General features: G+C 66.7%; 18 protein-coding genes and 1 tRNA gene. 15 read left to right on the top strand and 4 right to left on the bottom strand.

The window, feature by feature from the left end; genetic code table 11:
• Window positions 1-32 precede the first annotated feature (32 nt).
• Complete coding sequence (locus ABIC32_RS13335; RefSeq protein ID WP_354074496.1) at window positions 33-695, top strand: sugar transferase; 663 nt, start codon at window positions 33-35, stop codon at window positions 693-695.
• On the opposite strand, the gene rpiA is transcribed toward ABIC32_RS13335, so the two are convergent.
• Both rpiA and glmU read right to left on the bottom strand, forming a co-directional pair.
• On the bottom strand, window positions 692-1375 hold the full coding sequence (gene rpiA / locus ABIC32_RS13330; protein ID WP_354074495.1) for a ribose-5-phosphate isomerase RpiA: 684 nt from the start codon (window positions 1373-1375) through the stop codon (window positions 692-694). The two genes, ABIC32_RS13335 and rpiA, sit on opposite strands and share 4 nt — an antisense overlap.
• Window positions 1372-2724 carry a bifunctional UDP-N-acetylglucosamine diphosphorylase/glucosamine-1-phosphate N-acetyltransferase GlmU gene (gene glmU, locus ABIC32_RS13325; protein WP_354074494.1) on the bottom strand — a complete coding sequence of 451 codons (1353 nt, stop codon included), beginning with the start codon at window positions 2722-2724 and terminating at the stop codon, window positions 1372-1374. Before glmU ends, rpiA begins: the two co-directional genes overlap by 4 nt.
• A 64-nt stretch (window positions 2725-2788) precedes the next feature.
• Here glmU and ABIC32_RS13320 point away from each other — a divergent pair, with 64 nt between their 5' ends.
• The 3 genes from ABIC32_RS13320 to ABIC32_RS13310 all read left to right on the top strand — a co-directional run bounded on the left by ABIC32_RS13320 (window position 2789) and on the right by ABIC32_RS13310 (window position 5023).
• Window positions 2789-3502 carry an HAD-IA family hydrolase gene (locus ABIC32_RS13320; protein WP_354074493.1) on the top strand — a complete coding sequence of 238 codons (714 nt, stop codon included), beginning with the start codon at window positions 2789-2791 and terminating at the stop codon, window positions 3500-3502.
• A gap of 100 nt (window positions 3503-3602) precedes the next feature.
• On the top strand, window positions 3603-4892 hold the full coding sequence (locus ABIC32_RS13315) for a dicarboxylate/amino acid:cation symporter (RefSeq protein ID WP_354074492.1): 1290 nt from the start codon (window positions 3603-3605) through the stop codon (window positions 4890-4892).
• Between the two features lie 56 nt (window positions 4893-4948).
• Window positions 4949-5023 (top strand) — tRNA-Val (locus tag ABIC32_RS13310).
• A gap of 13 nt (window positions 5024-5036) precedes the next feature.
• Here ABIC32_RS13310 and ABIC32_RS13305 read toward each other — a convergent pair.
• Complete coding sequence (locus ABIC32_RS13305) at window positions 5037-5975, bottom strand: ROK family protein (RefSeq protein WP_354074491.1); 939 nt, start codon at window positions 5973-5975, stop codon at window positions 5037-5039.
• A 243-nt stretch (window positions 5976-6218) separates the two neighbouring features.
• Here ABIC32_RS13305 and ABIC32_RS13300 point away from each other — a divergent pair, with 243 nt between their 5' ends.
• From ABIC32_RS13300 to ABIC32_RS13285, 4 genes are all read left to right on the top strand, one after another.
• Entirely contained in the window at window positions 6219-6359 is a 141-nt protein-coding gene (locus ABIC32_RS13300; protein WP_165116349.1) for a hypothetical protein, read from the top strand.
• A 66-nt stretch (window positions 6360-6425) separates the two neighbouring features.
• A complete protein-coding gene (locus ABIC32_RS13295) occupies window positions 6426-7796 on the top strand; it encodes a class II 3-deoxy-7-phosphoheptulonate synthase (RefSeq protein WP_295217955.1) in 1371 nt (456 codons plus the stop codon).
• A gap of 90 nt (window positions 7797-7886) precedes the next feature.
• Window positions 7887-8462, top strand: a complete 576-nt coding sequence (locus ABIC32_RS13290) for a prephenate dehydratase domain-containing protein (RefSeq protein ID WP_354074490.1) — start codon at window positions 7887-7889, stop codon at window positions 8460-8462.
• 282 nt (window positions 8463-8744) lie between these two features.
• Window positions 8745-9503, top strand: a complete 759-nt coding sequence (locus tag ABIC32_RS13285; protein WP_354074489.1) for a chorismate mutase — start codon at window positions 8745-8747, stop codon at window positions 9501-9503.
• A gap of 44 nt (window positions 9504-9547) precedes the next feature.
• Here the strand turns inward: ABIC32_RS13285 and panC are convergent, their stop codons facing one another.
• A complete protein-coding gene (gene panC, locus ABIC32_RS13280) occupies window positions 9548-10408 on the bottom strand; it encodes a pantoate--beta-alanine ligase (RefSeq protein WP_354074488.1) in 861 nt (286 codons plus the stop codon).
• A gap of 75 nt (window positions 10409-10483) precedes the next feature.
• Here panC and ABIC32_RS13275 point away from each other — a divergent pair, with 75 nt between their 5' ends.
• From ABIC32_RS13275 to fabF, 7 genes are all read left to right on the top strand, one after another.
• On the top strand, window positions 10484-11143 hold the full coding sequence (locus ABIC32_RS13275; RefSeq protein WP_354074487.1) for an SPOR domain-containing protein: 660 nt from the start codon (window positions 10484-10486) through the stop codon (window positions 11141-11143).
• A 129-nt stretch (window positions 11144-11272) separates the two neighbouring features.
• Window positions 11273-12109, top strand: a complete 837-nt coding sequence (locus ABIC32_RS13270; protein WP_354074486.1) for a division plane positioning ATPase MipZ — start codon at window positions 11273-11275, stop codon at window positions 12107-12109.
• Between the two features lie 7 nt (window positions 12110-12116).
• The gene (locus ABIC32_RS13265) at window positions 12117-12545 is read left to right on the top strand and encodes a J domain-containing protein (RefSeq protein ID WP_354074485.1); all 429 of its coding nucleotides are present in this window, start codon (window positions 12117-12119) and stop codon (window positions 12543-12545) included.
• Between the two features lie 132 nt (window positions 12546-12677).
• Window positions 12678-13634, top strand: coding sequence for an ACP S-malonyltransferase (gene fabD / locus ABIC32_RS13260; protein WP_354074484.1), 957 nt, complete (start codon window positions 12678-12680; stop codon window positions 13632-13634).
• Window positions 13635-13715: 81 nt separating this feature from the next.
• Window positions 13716-14456, top strand: coding sequence for a 3-oxoacyl-[acyl-carrier-protein] reductase (fabG, locus tag ABIC32_RS13255; protein WP_295173625.1), 741 nt, complete (start codon window positions 13716-13718; stop codon window positions 14454-14456).
• Window positions 14457-14627: 171 nt separating this feature from the next.
• A complete protein-coding gene (locus tag ABIC32_RS13250; RefSeq protein ID WP_008264317.1) occupies window positions 14628-14867 on the top strand; it encodes an acyl carrier protein in 240 nt (79 codons plus the stop codon).
• A 151-nt stretch (window positions 14868-15018) separates the two neighbouring features.
• The gene (gene fabF / locus ABIC32_RS13245) at window positions 15019-16290 is read left to right on the top strand and encodes a beta-ketoacyl-ACP synthase II (RefSeq protein ID WP_354074483.1); all 1272 of its coding nucleotides are present in this window, start codon (window positions 15019-15021) and stop codon (window positions 16288-16290) included.
• The last annotated feature ends 1 nt before the right edge of the window (window position 16291 follow it).

Genomic DNA, 16291 nt, shown 5'->3' with positions numbered 1-16291 from the left:
TCCCACGTCATGGTGACGCTTGGGGGCGCTGAATGTCTATATCGGAATTGGCCGGGTGCGATGTGACGTCGACACGCGGCGTCGGTGCGTCTCGGCGCCGTGTTCGTCACGACCCGACCCGCGCCATGGATGTCGCCTTCGCCCTGATAGGCCTGCTTCTGACCTGGCCGCTCTTCCTTTTCATCGCTCTGGGCGTCAGGGCGCAGGATGGAGGTGCCGCGATCTTTCGCCAGCAGCGGATCGGGCGCGACGGCCGACTATTCGACTGTCTGAAGTTTCGCTCCATGAGGATGGGCGCGGAGCAAGTCTTGCCGTCAGCCGCTGACCCGGAATGGCAGGCGATGCGAAAGCTGACGCACGATCCGCGCGTCACACCACTGGGCCGCCTGTTGAGACGGTCCAGCCTGGATGAACTGCCGCAGCTGATCAATGTGTTGAGAGGCGAGATGTCGCTGGTCGGCCCCCGACCGATCGTGATCGACGAGGCGGCGCGATACGGCCGTCGACTGGCCGACTACTGCGCGGTCCGGCCGGGCCTGACGGGGTTGTGGCAGGTCTCGGGGCGCAACGCCGTGCCCTATCCGCGCCGCGTGGCGATGGATGTCTGGTTCGTCAGAAACCGCACCGTCGGCGTCTATCTGGCCATTTTGGCGCGCACGGTTCCGGCGGTGCTGAGCCGCCGGGGCGTGTCTTAGGGAAGACGTTCCTCAACGCCCTCGTCCGTCCCGATGATGGCGAGGTCCGCGAGGTCCAGAAACAGCCCGTGCTCCACCACGCCGGTGATCAGTTTCAGATCGTCGGCCAGACGGACCGCATCGTGGATCGCCTTGCAGCCCGCGTCATAGATCAGATTGCCGCCGTCTGTGCGAACCAGACCGCAATCCGCCTGCCGCACGCGCGCCGGCTGGTTGATGTCGTGGTCGATCAGCACATCGGCGATGCGGTTGGCCGTCGTCTTGTGACCAAAGGCGACGACCTCGATCGGAAGGGGGAAGGTTCCCAGCACAGGCACGACCTTGGCCGCGTCGGCGATGACGATGCAACGGGCCGAGGCCTCCCACACCAGCTTCTCGCGCAGCAGGGCCGCGCCGCCCCCCTTAATCAGCGCCAGGCCAGGCCCGATCTCGTCGGCGCCGTCCACGGTCAGGTCGATGCGAGGCGTGTCTTCCAGCGTCGACAACGTCAGACCCAGTTCGCGCGCCAGGTCTGCGGTCTTCTCTGATGTCGGGACGCAACGCAGACCCGACAGGTTCCGCGCCGCCAGCGCCTTGACGAACCAGGCGGCCGTCGAGCCAGTGCCCAGGCCGACGATCATGCCGGCCTCGACATGGGCGGCGGCGGCCTCGCCGGCGTTCTTCTTCTGGAGGTCGCTCATTTGGATTTCGCAGCCTTCTTGGCCTTGGCTTCGACACGGAAGGCCGCGGCCGCTTCGGGTTTGACGGTCTGGCGGGCGCGGCCAAAGGCCATGGCGTCGGCGGGCACGTCCTCGGTGATGACAGAGCCGGAGGCGATCAGGGCGCCGTCGCCGATCACCACCGGGGCCACCAGGCTGGAGTTCGATCCGATGAAGGCGCCGGCGCCGACCTGGGTCTGGGCTTTGTTGAAGCCGTCGTAGTTGCAGAAGATGGTCCCTGCGCCGACGTTGGCGCCCGCACCGACCGACCCGTCGCCCAGGTAGGCTAGGTGATTGGCCTTCGCGCCCTCTGCCATCCTGACGTTCTTGACCTCGACGAAATTGCCGACCTTGACCCCCGTCGCCAAGTCCGCGCCGGGACGCAGGCGCGCGTAAGGACCGACTTCGGCGCCCGCCGCAACCCGCGCGCCTTCGATATGGCTGAAGCTGCGAATGCGCGCGCCGCCCTCGATCACCGCGCCGGGACCGAAGACGACGAACGGCTCGATCACGGTCCCGCCGCCGATCTGGGTGTCCCAGGAGAAATGAACGGTGTTGGGCGCAGCCATCGTCACGCCGGCCGCCAGGAAGGTGTCGCGCTGCACGCTCTGGAACAAGGCTTCGGCCTGAGCCAACTCGGCCTGGGAATTGACGCCCATTACCGCGTCCTCAGCGGCGAATACGGCGCGGGTCGGGTGGCCGCCCTGGCGCGCCAGAGCGACGACATCCGTCAGATAGTATTCGCCCTTGGCGTTTTCGTTCTTCACCTCGGCCAGCAACGAGAAGAGCAGGCCGGCCGGCGCAGCCATGACACCCGAGTTGCAGGCGGTGATGGCGAGAATCTCGGCCGACGCCTCCTTGGCCTCCGTGATGGCGGTCAGGGTGTCGCCTTCGACGATCAGACGGCCGTAGGCGCCCGGATCGCGAGCCTCGAACCCGATGACGGTGACGCCGTCGGCATTAAAGACGGGCTCGATGTCGGCGGCCTTTAGCAACGGCACGTCGCCATAGGTGACGACCACCTCGCCGTCGAAGTCGGCCAGCGCCTGTTCGGCGGCGCGCACGGCGTGGCCGGTGCCGAGCGGCGGGTCCTGGACCGCAATGGCGGCCTCGCCCAGCCGTTTGACGACATGGGCCCGGACCTCCGGCGAGTGATTGCCGACCACGACGACGATGCGTTCGCACCCCAGGCCTTCCGCCGCATCGATGGCGTGGTCCAGCATGGCGCGGTGGGCGACGGGGTGGAGCACCTTGGGCAGCGGCGACTTCATCCGCGTACCCTGGCCGGCGGCGAGAATGATGGCGGCGCGGGCGCGCGTCTGGCTGGTCATGAATCGTCTCGCAGTCTAGTCGTCCTGCGATCTAGCCCATCATGCGGGCCAGCGGGAGATGTGGATGAGCGATCGCGACCTGGAAGGCTGGACCATCGCCTTCGACCTTGACGGCACGCTGGTCGATTCCGCCCCGGACCTGATCGGCACGCTGAACCGGATGCTGGTCGAGGAGGGGCTGCCGCCCGTGCCGATGGAGTCCGCCTCGACCCTGATCGGATCGGGCGCGCGGGCGCTGCTGGTGCACGGCTTCGAAGCCGCCGGCGCGCCGGTCGAGCGGGCCAAGTCCGACGAACTGTTCGAGCGGTTCCTGGTCGATTACGCCGTCCATATCGCCGACGGCTCGCAGCCCTTCGAGGGCGTGGTCGAGACGCTGGAGCGGCTCAGCGAGCGGGGCGCTATCCTGGTCGTGGCCACCAACAAGCGTTCGGACCTGTCGGAGCTGTTGTTGGGCAAGCTGGACCTGACCCGCCATTTCGCCGCCATCGTCGGCCCAGATCGGGTCAGCGCGCGCAAGCCCTCAGGCGCCCATCTGAAGGAGGCTGTCGCCATCGCAGGCGGCGATCCCGAACGGGCCATCATGGTGGGAGACGCCGCGCCGGACGCGGATGCCGCGAGAGACGCCGGCATGCCCTGCATTCTGACGACCTTCGGCTTTACGCCGACGCCCGTCGAAGACCTGGGCGGGGACGTGCTGATCGACGCTTTCGAGGACGTCGAAGAGGCGATCGACGGCCTCCTTTCCGACTTCTACGTGCGGCGGGCGCTGAAATTCTGAAGCCAGCCGACAGGAAATCTGTCGGCTGAATGATCGCTGCTGCGGTTGCGGATCGGCATGGCGATGGACAGATTGGCGCACCCCTGTTGAAAGTGCCGTCATGCTCGCTCGCTTTTTCAAGATCCCGCTGTGGCAGCGGACCGCCGCCGGCTTCATCCTCGGCATCATCGCCGGGCTGATCCTGCGCGAGCGCGCCGAGACCTGGCTTCAGCCGATCGGCGACGTTTATCTGAACCTGATCCGCATGGTGGTGGCGCCGCTGGTGCTGTTCACCATCGCCAGTTCCATCGCCAAGCTGGGGGAAGGGGCGGGGGCCGTGCGGTTGGGGGTGCGGACCATCCTCTGGTTCGCCATCACGTCGCTGCTAGCTGTGCTGGTCGGTTTCGCCTTCGGTCACATCATCAATCCGGGCGTCGGCCTGTCCAACCTGCCGCTGGGCGAGGTGAAAGAGCGCGTAATCCCGACGCCGCTGGAAGTCTTGATCGGCGTCGTGCCGACCAATCCGTTCGCGGCCCTGGCCGAAGGCAAGGTGCTTCAGATCATCTTCTTCTCGGCCCTGGTCGGCATGGCCCTGGTGGCGCTGGGCGACCGGGCGCAGGGCGTTCGGCGTCTGGTGGATGAGGGTGCGGCCATCATCTTCCGTATCACCCGCTGGGTGATCCAGCTGACGCCTATCGGCGTGTTCGGTCTGATCGGATCGGTCGTCGGCGGCTACGGCTGGGAGGCGCTGCTGCCTCTGGTGAAGTTCATCCTGGCCATTTACGCCGCCTGCCTGTTCCACATCCTGATCGTCTATTCGGGCCTGCTGAAGGTGCATGGCCTGAAGGTGACCAGCTTCTTCCGCGGCGCCTTCGCGGCCCAGCAGACCGCATTTGCGACCTCATCCTCGCTGGGGACGTTGCCGATCACACTGCGCCAGACGGTCGAACGGCTGGGCGTGCCCCAGGCCTACGCCGCCTTCGCCGTGCCCCTGGGGGCCAATGTGAAGATGGACGGGTGCGGGGCCATCTATCCAGCTATCGCCTCGATCTTCATCGCCCAGTATTTCAAGATCGATCTGACGCTGACCCAATACGTCCTCATCGGCCTGACGGCGGTGCTCGGATCACTGGGGACGGCCGGCGTGCCGGGCACCAGCATCGTCATGCTGACCCTGACCCTGTCGACCGCCGGCCTGCCGCTGGAAGGCATCGGCTATATCGTCGCCATCGACCGGATCATCGACATGATGCGCACCGCGACCAACGTCACCGGACAGATGCTGGTGCCGGTGCTGGTCGCCAAGGAAGAGGGCATCCTCAACCAGGACATCTACAACGGTCACGTCGCCTGGCTGCCGGGCGACCCGGAAGCCAATACGCCCGAAGGCGTTCGCGCCGCCGGAATCTGAAACAGGCGCTTGCGCGGGGCCGGCGACCGGGCTATGTCGCCGCCTCCGCAAGGCAAGGACGCGTAGCTCAGCGGGAGAGCACCTCGTTCACACCGAGGGGGTCACAGGTTCAATCCCTGTCGCGTCCACCATCTCCACTTCAATTTAATCCCGGCCTTGCGTGCCCCAGTCCTTGGGCCACGCGCCCGTGACGGAACGGTAGGCGAGGGCCAATGCGCCGATCAGGCCGGCGGACACGCCCGCGCTCGGCGCCGCGATGTAGGTCTGCATGTCCAGACCTTTCAGGCTGGCGTCATAGCCGCCGAGCTGTCTCATCAGCGCCTGTCTGACCCGATCGTACATGCGCGGCTGCATTACGCCGCCGCCGATGATGATTCGCTCGGGCCGCAGCGTGTAGGTCAGGTTGGTGCACAGACCGGCGATATACTCCGCCGCCATCGGCCAGGCCGTATGATCGTCAGAAAACGTCTCGGCGGCCGCGCCCCAGCGCGCCTTCAGCGCCGGCCCGCTCGCCAGGCCTTCCAGGCAGTCGCCATGGAAGGGACAGACGCCCGAGAACGTCTCGTCGCCCTTGGCGCGGGGCAGCCGGATATGACCGGCTTCGGGATGGTTCGCCCCGCCATGCGGCGCGCCGTCGATCATCACCCCGACCCCCACGCCCGTGCCGACCGTGACGTAGCAGAAGCTCTCCAGTCCTTGCCCGCTGCCGAACAGGCGTTCGCCCACGGCCGCGCCGTTCACATCGGTGTCCAGCGTCATAGGAACATCGAGGCGCCGGCGCAGACGGGCCAACAGGTTGACGTCGCTCCAGCCGGGCTTGGGCGTGCTGGTGATGGCTCCGAAATCCGGCGCGTCGGGCTTCAACGACAGAGGGCCGAAACTGACGATCGCCAGAGCAGAAAGCTGGCCGTGCTTGGACTGAGCGTCGACAAAGAAAGCCGCGACCGCATCCAGCGTCTCGTCGGGCGACGTCGTCGGAATACGGATCTGGTCGATGATCACGCCGTCGGCGGCGGCGACGCCGCAGATGAACTTGGTGCCGCCGGCTTCGACACCGCCGAGGAGGATGGATTGGGTCGACATGGGCGCCTGCCTTTCGGGTGCGACGAAGGTTCGCGGGACTGAACATCGAACAGGGCCAAGCGTTCAGAGCCCATGACTCTTCTAGCCCGCCTGTTCATCGCCTTCGACGCCGCCGCCAAGATTCTGACGCGCAAGGAAAGATTGCTGTGAGCGGCTTTTGCAGGGTGCCGGATTTGGCGATTGCGTCCGGCTCCCTGCATCTCCACCTTCACCGCCAGAACACGAGATCAGACGAGGACGCCGATGGCTCGCAAACCCAACTACAGCTTTGAGCGTCAGGAACGTGAGCGCGCCGCAGCGCTGAAGGCGGCCGAGAAGGCGGCGGCGAAGGCTGAACGCAAGGCCGAAGCTGCGGCGGAAAAGTCGCCTTCTTCGGAAGACTGACATTTCGCGGCAAAATCCGCCTGCCTTTTCGTTGTTTGAATAGGCGTGAAGTCCTATTCTTGCGCGATGACACGCTGGACCCCCGAAAGCTGGAGAACCAAGACCGCCCTGCACATGCCGGCGGACTATCCGGATCCTGCCGCCCTAACGCGGGTGGAAGACGAGCTGCGCGCCTTGCCGCCGCTGGTCTTCGCCGGCGAAGCGCGGCGCCTGACGTCGAAGCTGGCGCAGGTCGAGCGGGGTGATGCCTTCCTGCTTCAGGGCGGCGACTGCGCCGAGAGCTTCAAGGAGTTCTCGACCGACAATATCCGCGACACCTTCCGCCTGATCCTGCAGATGGCGGTCGTCCTGACCTTCGCCGGGCGCAAGCCGGTGGTGAAGGTGGGGCGGATCGCGGGCCAGTTCGCCAAGCCCCGCTCGTCGCCCTTGGAAGAGATCGACGGCGTTGAACTGCCCAGCTATCGCGGCGACATCATCAACGGCATGGGCTTCACGCCGGAGGAGCGCGCGCCCGATCCGCAGCGTCTGATCCGCGCCTACAACCAGTCGGCCTCGACGCTGAACCTGCTGCGTGCCTTCGCCGGCGGCGGCTATGCCGATCTGTACAACATCCATCGCTGGACCCTGGGCTTCGCTGGCGACAACGCCGCCGGCGCCCAGTACCGCGAGTTGGCCGACAAGATCACCGAGGCCCTGGCCTTCATGGAGGCGGTCGGCGTCACGCCCGAGACGCATCCGGACCTCAGCCGGGTCGAGGTCTTCACCAGCCACGAGGCCCTGCTGCTGAACGTCGAAAGCGCCCTGACGCGTCTGGATGGCGGTTCGGGCGAATGGTTCGACACCTCGGCCCATATGCTTTGGATCGGCGAGCGCACGCGTCAGCTGGACGGCGCCCACGTCGAGTTCATGAAGGGGATCAAGAACCCCATCGGCGTGAAGTGCGGACCGACCATGACGGCCGACGATCTGCTGCCCCTGATCGACGCCCTGAACCCGGACAATGTCTCCGGTCGTCTCACGCTGATCGGACGCTTCGGTCACGACAAGGTGGGCGAGCGCCTGCCCAAGCTGATGCGCGAAGTGAAAGCTTCGGGCCGCAAGGTCATCTGGTCCATCGACCCTATGCACGGCAATACGCTCAAGGCCGGCAACGGCTACAAGACCCGGCCGTTCGACCGCATCCTGGGCGAAGTCCGGACCTTCATCGATGTGGCCGAGGCGGAAGGCGTCCACCCCGGCGGCGTCCACCTGGAAATGACCGGCCAGAACGTCACCGAATGCATCGGCGGCGCCCAGGCGGTGACCGAGGACGATCTGTCCAATCGCTACCACACCCACTGCGATCCGCGCCTGAACGCGGACCAGGCGCTGGAGCTGGCCTTCCTGGTCGCGGAGCGGCTGAAGGCCGGGCGGGTGGCGCAGTCGGCGGCGGCCTAGCCGTCGTCAGCGCCCCAAATGCAGGCCGATCCGGTCATGGTGACGCCACCGAGGCAGCGCCAGATCGATCCGAGACCGAGGGAGTGATCGATGCAAGTAGCGGCTCCAACTGAGGAAAAGCCCGGCCGGGTCGCCTATCAGGGCGCGCCCGGATCGTTCAGCCATGAGGCTTGTCTGGCCTTGCGTCCGTGGGACGAGGCTGTGGCGTTCGAAACCTTCGCCCAGGCCCTGGATGCGCTGCGCGCCGGCGACTGCGGTTGCGCCCTGATACCGGTCGAGAACTCGACCATCGGCGTGGTCGAACCGGCGGCGACGCTGGTCGGTGCGCTTGGCGTGGAGCCCGTCGCCCAGGTCTGGCGGCCGATCCGTCATGCGCTGATGGCGATCGACGGCGCGCGTCTGTCCGATATCCGCACGGTCGAGAGCCACCCCATCGCCCTGGCCCAATGCAAGGACACGCTGGCCGGTTTGAATGTCGAGGTTGTAGAGCATTTCGATACCGCAGGCGCGGCGCGCGATGTCGCCGAAGCGGGTGACCCGACACGGGCGGCCATCGCCCCGGGCGGCGCCGCTGAGGTGTATGGTCTGTCGATCCTGCGCAACGACTTGCAGGATTCCGGCGATAATCAGACGCGTTTTGTCCTGTTGAGCTTGCCTGAGGCTTGACGGCGCACGGTCTTTGCGTCCTTAAGACACCCACGGATCGCAACACGATCCGCATAGACCGGAACCGGACCATGTCCCGCCTGCGCGCTCTTTCTGTTTCTTTCGACCGTTCGCGCGCGGTTTCCGGCCTCTATTTCGGCTACGGCTTTTACGGCTTTCGATACGCCGGCTGAGGCGTCGGGCGCACTCCGTCCCTGACTGCTTCACCGGCGACCGCTCTGGACCAGAGCGGCTGTTCGCCCCTGCACATATCGAATCTCAGAATTCCGAAAGCCCTATCCCATGCCCCATTCCAACCTTCAGCAAGTCTGGCCTGACATGGCCGACCTGACACCCGAACAGCAGGCGCTGGCCGCCCTGCGCGCCGAAATCGACGGCATCGACGACCAGATCCTGGCCCTGTTCGAGCAACGCCTGGCCATCGCCGCCACCGTCGGCCGGGCCAAGGACGCGCCCACGGGACCGCACACCAAGCTGCGTCCCGATCGCGAACAAACCGTCCTCTCGCGCATGCTCAAGCAGGCCAAGCCCGAGAACGCCGAGGCGGTTGAACATCTGTGGCGCGAGATCGTCGGATGGGGCCTGGCGCGCCAGGGCCGCCTTCAGGTGCAGGTCTGGGCCCCGATCGAACCGACCCGCGCCTATGACGGCGCGCGCCTGCGTTTCGGCGCCGCCGCCGACATCAAGATCGTGCGCGATCCGCAAAAGGCCCTGGCCTTCGCCGCCGAGGGCCACGGGATCGCCGTGCTGGCGATCAATACCGAGGACGCTTGGTGGATGGGCCTGCGCCGCGAATGGTCGATGTTGAGCGTGTTCGACGGCTACGGCGGCGAGACGCCGACGTCTCTGGCGGTTGGGAAGATCGATCCGCCGGCTCTGCCCAAGGGCCGACGCGTGGTGGTCACAGCGGGTGGGGACGCCGGCGACGGCGGCGGCGCGCGGCGCTGGGGCCTGAACACGCATCACGGCTGGACCATCGCCCTGACGGACGCCGATCTGGCGCCAGGCGACGCCGAGGGCTGCGTCGGCGCGATCGGCTGATCTGACACGGCCGCATCCGGCGAACGGATGCGGCCATTGTCGTTTCAGACCGCCATATTGTCGATCAGGCGCGTCTTGCCCAGCCAGGCGGCGGCCAGGATGCGGGCGGGGGCGTCGACGATGTCGTTGCGGAAGGGCGTAAGGTCCTCGGCGTGGCGGATGGCGACGTAATCGACCCGCTCAAACCCGGCTTTCAGCAGGGCGGCATAGGCTTCACGCTCAACGCCGGGCAGGGGGCGGCCGCCTGAAGCATGGACGCCGGCTTCCGCCAGAATGCCGTTCAGCCGGCGCGCCGTCTCAAGCTCAGTCTCGGACAGGTAGGCGTTGCGTGACGACAGGGCCAGGCCCCAGCCGTCCCGCTCCGTCGGCGCGCCGACGATCTCGACCGGCAGATCCAGGTCGCGCACGAACTGACGAACGACCATCAGCTGTTGGTAGTCCTTCTCGCCGAAGACCGCGACATCGGGCTGGACCTGGTTGAACAGCTTGGTGACGACCAGGGCGACCCCGCCGAACATCTGCGGCCGGAAGTCGCCTTCCAGACCCAGCGCCGGGCCGGCGACGGCGACGGTTGTCGCAAAGCCTTCCGGATACATCTCGTCGGCTGAGGGCGCGAACATCAGATGGCAGCCGGCGCCGGCCAGCAAGCGGGCGTCTTCCTCCTGCTGGCGGGGATATTTGCCCAGATCCTCATGCGCCGCGAACTGGGTCGGATTGACGAAGTTGGAGGCGACGACGCGGTCGGCGCGGCGTGCGGCCTCGCGCACCAGGGTCAGATGGCCTTCATGCAGGGCGCCCATGGTCGGAACCATGCCGACGCTCAGGCCTTGACGTTTCCAGTCCCGGACGATCGCCCGCAGGTCGGCGACGGTGCGGACGACGGGGAGGGGGGCGGCGTCTATCATGATGAAGCGATTAACCTTTCCGCTTAAGCCTGTTGATGCACCAGACCGCAAAGTCTGGGCTCTAGGGTCGTGCTTATGACGCCCGCAGAAGCGACCCGTCCAGTTCTGATCGCCCTGGCCTTCGCCAGCAGCCTCGCCGTCGCCGGCTGTGGCGCGGTGGACAGCGATCCCCATCGGTTCAGCGCGATGGCCGAGAACGTCGCGGCGATCGACATTCCGCTATCGGCCCGCGATCGCGAAACCCGGCATGCCGTGGCTGAAAAGGCTGGATTGCGGCCTGTGCGCTTCACGCCGGTCAAGGTGGCCGTCATGGATCCCCACGCCATGTGGGACGCCCGAGACGTTCAGGCAGGCCTTCGCCCCGTCGGTGAGGATACCGGGCTGCGCGACGCGGTCGTTCGGGCTGCCTCGCCGGCGGTCGTGAAAGCCGTTGCGGATGAGGCGATCTCGCGGGTTCAGGCGCCCGTGTTGCGTCCCGCAAGCCTCACGGCGGCGCCTGAAACCGGGAGAACGATCCAACTGGGCGCCTATTCCAGTGCGGCCGGCGCGCGTCAGGCTTGGGATCGGATGAAGGCCACGTCAGACCTGTCGGGATTGTCGCCGATCTATCAGGAGGTCGAGGTCAACGGCCGTCGGCTGACGCGGCTGAAGGTCGGGCCGGTCTCGACCGAAACGGCCGCTGCGGTGTGCCGCTCCGCCGCTGTCGCCGACGCCTGGTGCGCGCGCAACAGCTGACCGACCCCGGTTCGCCGTCCACAGGTCTGCGTTAAGGTTCCGTTGACGTTTGGCCCGTTGAGGCCGAGTCTCGCGAGACCTAGGACCGCGCAGTCTGAGTCGCGCGGTCGACACAGAGGATTCCCTCGAATGACGCAGCCGCATGTGATCGTACTCGGCAACGAAAAGGGCGGGGCGGGCAAGTCCACCCTGGCCATCCACATCGTGACCGGCCTGCTGCACGCCGGGCGCTCGGTGGCGATCATCGATCTGGACCTGCGCCAGCGTTCGATGCAGCGCTTCTTCCACAATCGTCTGGCCTGGCTGGCCGCGAACGGGCACGATCTGCCCCAGCCGTTCATTCCCGACATGGGCGACGGCAAGGCCCTGGCCAAGGCGGACGTCGCCGACCAGATCGCCACCTTCGAGCGCGCCTTCGACGAAGCGGCGGCGCGGGGCGTCGATTGCATCCTGATCGACACGCCCGGCGGCGACACGGCCGTTTCGAACGCCGCCCACGCCCGCGCCGATCAGATCGTGACGCCGATGAACGACAGCTTCGTCGATTTCGACCTGTTGGGCGACGTTGATCCTGTCACCCTGGAGCTGCTGAAGCCCTCCATCTATTCCGAGAGCGTCTGGGAAGCGCGCAAGCAGCGCGCCATCGCCCAGGGCCGTCACGCCACGATCGACTGGTTGGTGGTCACCAATCGCCTCGCCGTCGCGGAGGCGCGCAACCGCAAACGTCTGGAAGAACGGATGGCCAAGCTGGCCAAGCGCGTCGGCTTCCGCGTCGGTCCCGGCCTGCGTGACCGGGTCATTTATCGCGAGCTGTTCCCCTTCGGCCTGACGGTGGCGGACCTGTCGAACGACATCCGGCCGGTCGCGGTGTCCCTGGCCCATGTCGCTGCGCGCCAGGAGATGCGCAATCTGATGATGGCGATGGGCCTGGAGCAGGTTCTCAGCCCTTTGGACGTGGCGGCCTGATCGCCTGATGGGGTTGATCTGGCTGGCCCTGGCGGCGATCGCCGTTTGGGCGCTAGTGCGGCTGGGCCGGCAGACCGAGCGATGCGGACGCGCCCACTGGCGCGTGACCGCGACCTTGCTGGGCGCGGTGCTGCTGGCGGGCGGCGCGCTGGCGGCGTTTCGTGGATCCTGGCTGACGGCGGCGGCGCTGGCCGGGGCAGGGCTTTATCTGGCCTGGTCCTCTCGTCAGAGGCCGATCGTTCGATCCGAACCCATCAGCGACGCTGATGCGCGCGCCGTGCTGGGCGTCGGGCCAGCTGCGACCGAGGCTGAAATTCGCGCGGCATGGAAACGCGCCATGGCCCGCGCCCATCCCGATCAGGGCGGCACGGAAGGGCTGGCGACGCGCGTCAACGCCGCGCGTGATCGGCTGCTGGGAAAAGCCGGGCGAGGCTAGGTGCGCTTTTAAAGCAGGCTCACTGTGGTCGTGGACACGATCGGACGCAAAGGCGCGCATCACCTTCGCTTGCCCTCGGGTAAGTCTGGGCTTACGGGTCCGCGCCTTGATGAACGATTCAGGGAGCGGTCGATGACCCTCGCACTTCTGTTTCCGGGACAGGGCAGCCAGGCCGTCGGCATGGGCGCGCAACTGGCCGACGCCTTCCAATCCGCTCGCGACGTCTTCGCCGAGGTGGACGAGGCGCTGGGCCAGAAGCTGTCGGTGCTGATGCGCGACGGCCCCGAAGATCAACTGACCCTGACCGAGAACGCCCAGCCCGCCCTGATGGCGGTGTCCGTGGCGGCGATCCGGGCGTTGAAGGCCGAGTTCGGCTTTGACGCGGCGAGCGCGGCCTATGTCGCCGGTCACTCGCTTGGCGAATATTCGGCGCTGGCGGCGGCGGGCGCGATCTCGCTGTCGGATACGGCGCGGCTGCTGAAGCTGCGCGGTCAGGCCATGCAGCGCGCGGTTCCGGTGGGGCAGGGCGCAATGGCCTCGCTGATCGGACCCAAGACCGACCTCGCGCTGGCGGAAGCGGCCGCGGCGGCCGGGTCGGAGGTCGGCGTCTGTGTGGTCGCCAATGACAACAACAACGGCAACATCGTCATCTCGGGCGAGAAGGCCGCTGTGGACCGGGCCATCGAGAAGGCCAAGGAACTGGGCGCGCGGGCCATCCCGCTGAACGTCTCGGCGCCCTTCCACTGTCCGCTGATGCAGCCGGCCGCCGACGAGATGGCCGCCGCCCTGGCCGAGGCGAAGATCGTCGCGCCGGTCGTGCCGGTGGTGGCGAACGTCCTGGCGCGGCCCGAGAGCGATCCGGAAGTCATCCGCAGCCTGCTGGTCGAGCAGGTCACTGGCCGGGTGCGCTGGCGCGAGAGCATGGAGTGGATGGGGACCGAAGGCGGCGTGACCCGCTTCGTCGAGATCGGCTCGGGCAAGGTGCTGACCGGCATGGCCAAGCGGATCGCACCGGACGCCGAGGCCCTGCCTCTGAACACGCCTGAAGAGCTGGAGGCGTTCGCCAAGGGAGTGGCGAGTAGCGAGTGACGAGTGGCGAGCCGTTCGCCTCGCCTCGTTGCTTTTCCTCGTCACTCGACACTAATCACTCGCCACTTCGGAGAGACATAAATGTTCAATCTTGCAGGCAAGACCGCGCTGGTGACCGGCGCGACGGGCGGGATCGGCGGGGCGGTGGCGCGGGCGCTGCACGCCCAGGGCGCGACCGTGGTGCTGTCGGGCACGCGCGAGGCGGTGCTGGCGGATCTGGCCAAGGAACTGGGGGAGCGGGCGCATTTCGCCACCGCGAATCTGTCGGATCCAGAGTCGGTCGACAATCTGGTCGCTGCGGCCGAGACGGCGGCGGGCTCAGCCCTGGACATCCTGGTCGCCAACGCCGGCATCACCAAGGACGGCCTGTTGATGCGGATGAAGGACGAGGACTTTCAGTCCGTCCTGACCGTCAATCTGGAAAGCTATTTCCGCCTGACCCGCGCGGCGGTGAAGGGCATGATGAAGCGCCGTTCCGGGCGAATCATCGGCGTCACCTCGGTGGTCGGCGTGACCGGCAACCCGGGCCAGACCAACTATTCGGCATCCAAGGCCGGGATGATCGGCTTTTCCAAGTCGCTGGCCCAAGAGGTCGGCTCGCGCGGCATCACCGTCAACTGCATCGCGCCGGGCTTCATCGCCTCGCCCATGACCGACGTGCTGAACGATCAGCAGCGCGAGACCATTCTGACCAAGATTCCGGCGGGCCGGCTGGGCACGGGCGACGAGATCGCCGCCGCCGCCGTCTATCTGTCGTCCGACGAAGCCGCCTATGTGACGGGCCAGACCCTGCACGTGAACGGCGGCATGGCGATGATCTGATCGTCATCACGTCACGCAACAGACTATTTCCTGCCCGAAAGGCTGTGCTAAAGGGCAGGGATGCGTTGTCGATCACAGCCTTCGGGCTTGCGTCGCCAACGTTGCCGTGAGACGGCGATTTCTGAGCTACCCCCGCCTCTACGGCGATTTCAAACAGGCAGAGAGACACTCATGTCCGACACCCTCGAGCGCGTTCGCAAGATCGTCATCGACCATCTGGACGCCGATCCGGACAAGGTCACCGAAAAGGCCAGCTTCATCGACGACCTGGGCGCCGACTCGCTCGACAACGTCGAGCTGGTGATGGCCTTCGAAGAAGAATTCGACATCGAGATCCCGGATGACGCCGCCGAGCACATCCAGACGGTCGGCGATGCGGTCAAGTTCATCGACGAAAAGTCGGCCGGCTGATCTCAGTCGCCGATATCGGCCGAACAGGCTGACGGTTCACAGGGCCGCCCGGCGCTCCTAGCGGAGACGCCCGGCGGCCTTTACTGTTTCTGACCCACGCGAATCCGCGATGATTCCGAAGGGTCGGGCTGGAGATAAGGGAGCACGCACCATGCGCCGCGTCGTCGTTACGGGCATCGGTCTGCTGACCCCCCTGGGTTGGGGCGTCGAGAAGAGCTGGAAGGGCATTGTCGAGGGACGATCGGGCATCGGTCCGATCACGGCCTTCGACACCGAGGGCTATGGCTGCACCATCGCCGGCGAAGTGCCGAGCGTGGATGGACGCGGCGGCGGCGGCGAAGGCGACTTCGACCCCGACAAGATTATGTCCGCCAAGGATCGCAAGCGTGTCGACGACTTCATCCTGTACGCCATTGCGGCGGCGGACGAGGCTCTCGCGGATGCGAACTGGAAGCCTGAGACGGACGAAGACAAGGAGCGCACCGGCGTGATGGTCGGCTCCGGCATCGGCGGCCTGGGCCCCATCGCCGACACGGCCATCGTGCTGAAGGAACAGGGCGTGCGTCGCGTCAGCCCCTTCTTCATCCCCAGCGCTCTGATCAACCTCGCCGGGGGCCAGATCTCGATCCGCCACGGCCTGAAGGGGCCGAACCATGCGGCGGTGACCGCCTGCGCCACCGGCGCCCACGCCATCGGCGATGCGGCCCGGATGATCGCGCTGGATGACGCTGACGTGATGGTGGCGGGCGGAGCCGAAAGCTCGATCGTGCCGATCGGCATCGCGGGCTTCCTGGCCTGCAAGGCGCTGTGCACCGCCTATAACGACACGCCCGAGAAGGCGTCGCGCCCCTATGACCGTGGCCATGCGGGCTTCGTCATGGGCGAAGGCGCCGGCATCCTGGTGCTGGAAGAATACGAACACGCCAAGGCGCGCGGGGCCAATATCTACGCCGAGGTCGTGGGCTACGGCATGAGCGGCGACGCCTATCACATCACCGCCCCGTCAGAGGACGGCGAGGGCGGGGTGCGGGCCATGAAGGCGGCGCTGAAGCGGGCCGGTCTGCAGCCGTCGGACCTGGACTACGTTAACGCCCACGGCACCTCGACCATGGCCGACTGGATCGAGTTGAAGGGGATCGAGGGATTGGTCGGCGATCACGCGCAGAACCTGACCGTCTCCTCGACCAAGTCGATGACTGGACACCTGCTGGGCGCGGCGGGCGCCATCGAGGCGGCCTTCTGCGTGCTGGCGATCCGCGATCAGATCGCGCCGCCGACGATCAATCTGGACGACCCCGAGATGGAAACGCCCATCGACCTGGTCCCCAACAAAGCCAAGCCGATGAAGATCGATGTGGCCATGTCCAACAGCTTCGGCTTCGGGGGCACCAACGCCTCGGTGATCTTCAAGAAGGTCGACTGAG

The sequence above is a fragment of the Brevundimonas sp. 1080 genome (genome assembly GCF_040545985.1).
Lineage (GTDB): Bacteria > Pseudomonadota > Alphaproteobacteria > Caulobacterales > Caulobacteraceae > Brevundimonas.
Note: the sequence above shows the minus strand (reverse complement) of the source record. Positions and strands in the feature narration are given on the sequence as shown.

Coding starts and splice junctions, on each gene's coding strand:
- ABIC32_RS13275 (WP_354074487.1), top strand. CDS start 10,484: ATGACGCCCGCAGAAGCGACCCGTCCAGTTCTGATCGCCCTGGCCTTC.
- panC (WP_354074488.1), bottom strand. CDS start 10,408: ATGATAGACGCCGCCCCCCTCCCCGTCGTCCGCACCGTCGCCGACCTG.
- ABIC32_RS13335 (WP_354074496.1), top strand. CDS start 33: ATGTCTATATCGGAATTGGCCGGGTGCGATGTGACGTCGACACGCGGC.
- glmU (WP_354074494.1), bottom strand. CDS start 2,724: ATGACCAGCCAGACGCGCGCCCGCGCCGCCATCATTCTCGCCGCCGGC.
- ABIC32_RS13320 (WP_354074493.1), top strand. CDS start 2,789: ATGAGCGATCGCGACCTGGAAGGCTGGACCATCGCCTTCGACCTTGAC.
- fabF (WP_354074483.1), top strand. CDS start 15,019: ATGCGCCGCGTCGTCGTTACGGGCATCGGTCTGCTGACCCCCCTGGGT.
- ABIC32_RS13305 (WP_354074491.1), bottom strand. CDS start 5,975: ATGTCGACCCAATCCATCCTCCTCGGCGGTGTCGAAGCCGGCGGCACC.
- ABIC32_RS13265 (WP_354074485.1), top strand. CDS start 12,117: ATGGGGTTGATCTGGCTGGCCCTGGCGGCGATCGCCGTTTGGGCGCTA.
- rpiA (WP_354074495.1), bottom strand. CDS start 1,375: ATGAGCGACCTCCAGAAGAAGAACGCCGGCGAGGCCGCCGCCGCCCAT.
- ABIC32_RS13285 (WP_354074489.1), top strand. CDS start 8,745: ATGCCCCATTCCAACCTTCAGCAAGTCTGGCCTGACATGGCCGACCTG.
- fabG (WP_295173625.1), top strand. CDS start 13,716: ATGTTCAATCTTGCAGGCAAGACCGCGCTGGTGACCGGCGCGACGGGC.
- fabD (WP_354074484.1), top strand. CDS start 12,678: ATGACCCTCGCACTTCTGTTTCCGGGACAGGGCAGCCAGGCCGTCGGC.
- ABIC32_RS13250 (WP_008264317.1), top strand. CDS start 14,628: ATGTCCGACACCCTCGAGCGCGTTCGCAAGATCGTCATCGACCATCTG.
- ABIC32_RS13295 (WP_295217955.1), top strand. CDS start 6,426: ATGACACGCTGGACCCCCGAAAGCTGGAGAACCAAGACCGCCCTGCAC.
- ABIC32_RS13300 (WP_165116349.1), top strand. CDS start 6,219: ATGGCTCGCAAACCCAACTACAGCTTTGAGCGTCAGGAACGTGAGCGC.
- ABIC32_RS13315 (WP_354074492.1), top strand. CDS start 3,603: ATGCTCGCTCGCTTTTTCAAGATCCCGCTGTGGCAGCGGACCGCCGCC.
- ABIC32_RS13270 (WP_354074486.1), top strand. CDS start 11,273: ATGACGCAGCCGCATGTGATCGTACTCGGCAACGAAAAGGGCGGGGCG.
- ABIC32_RS13290 (WP_354074490.1), top strand. CDS start 7,887: ATGCAAGTAGCGGCTCCAACTGAGGAAAAGCCCGGCCGGGTCGCCTAT.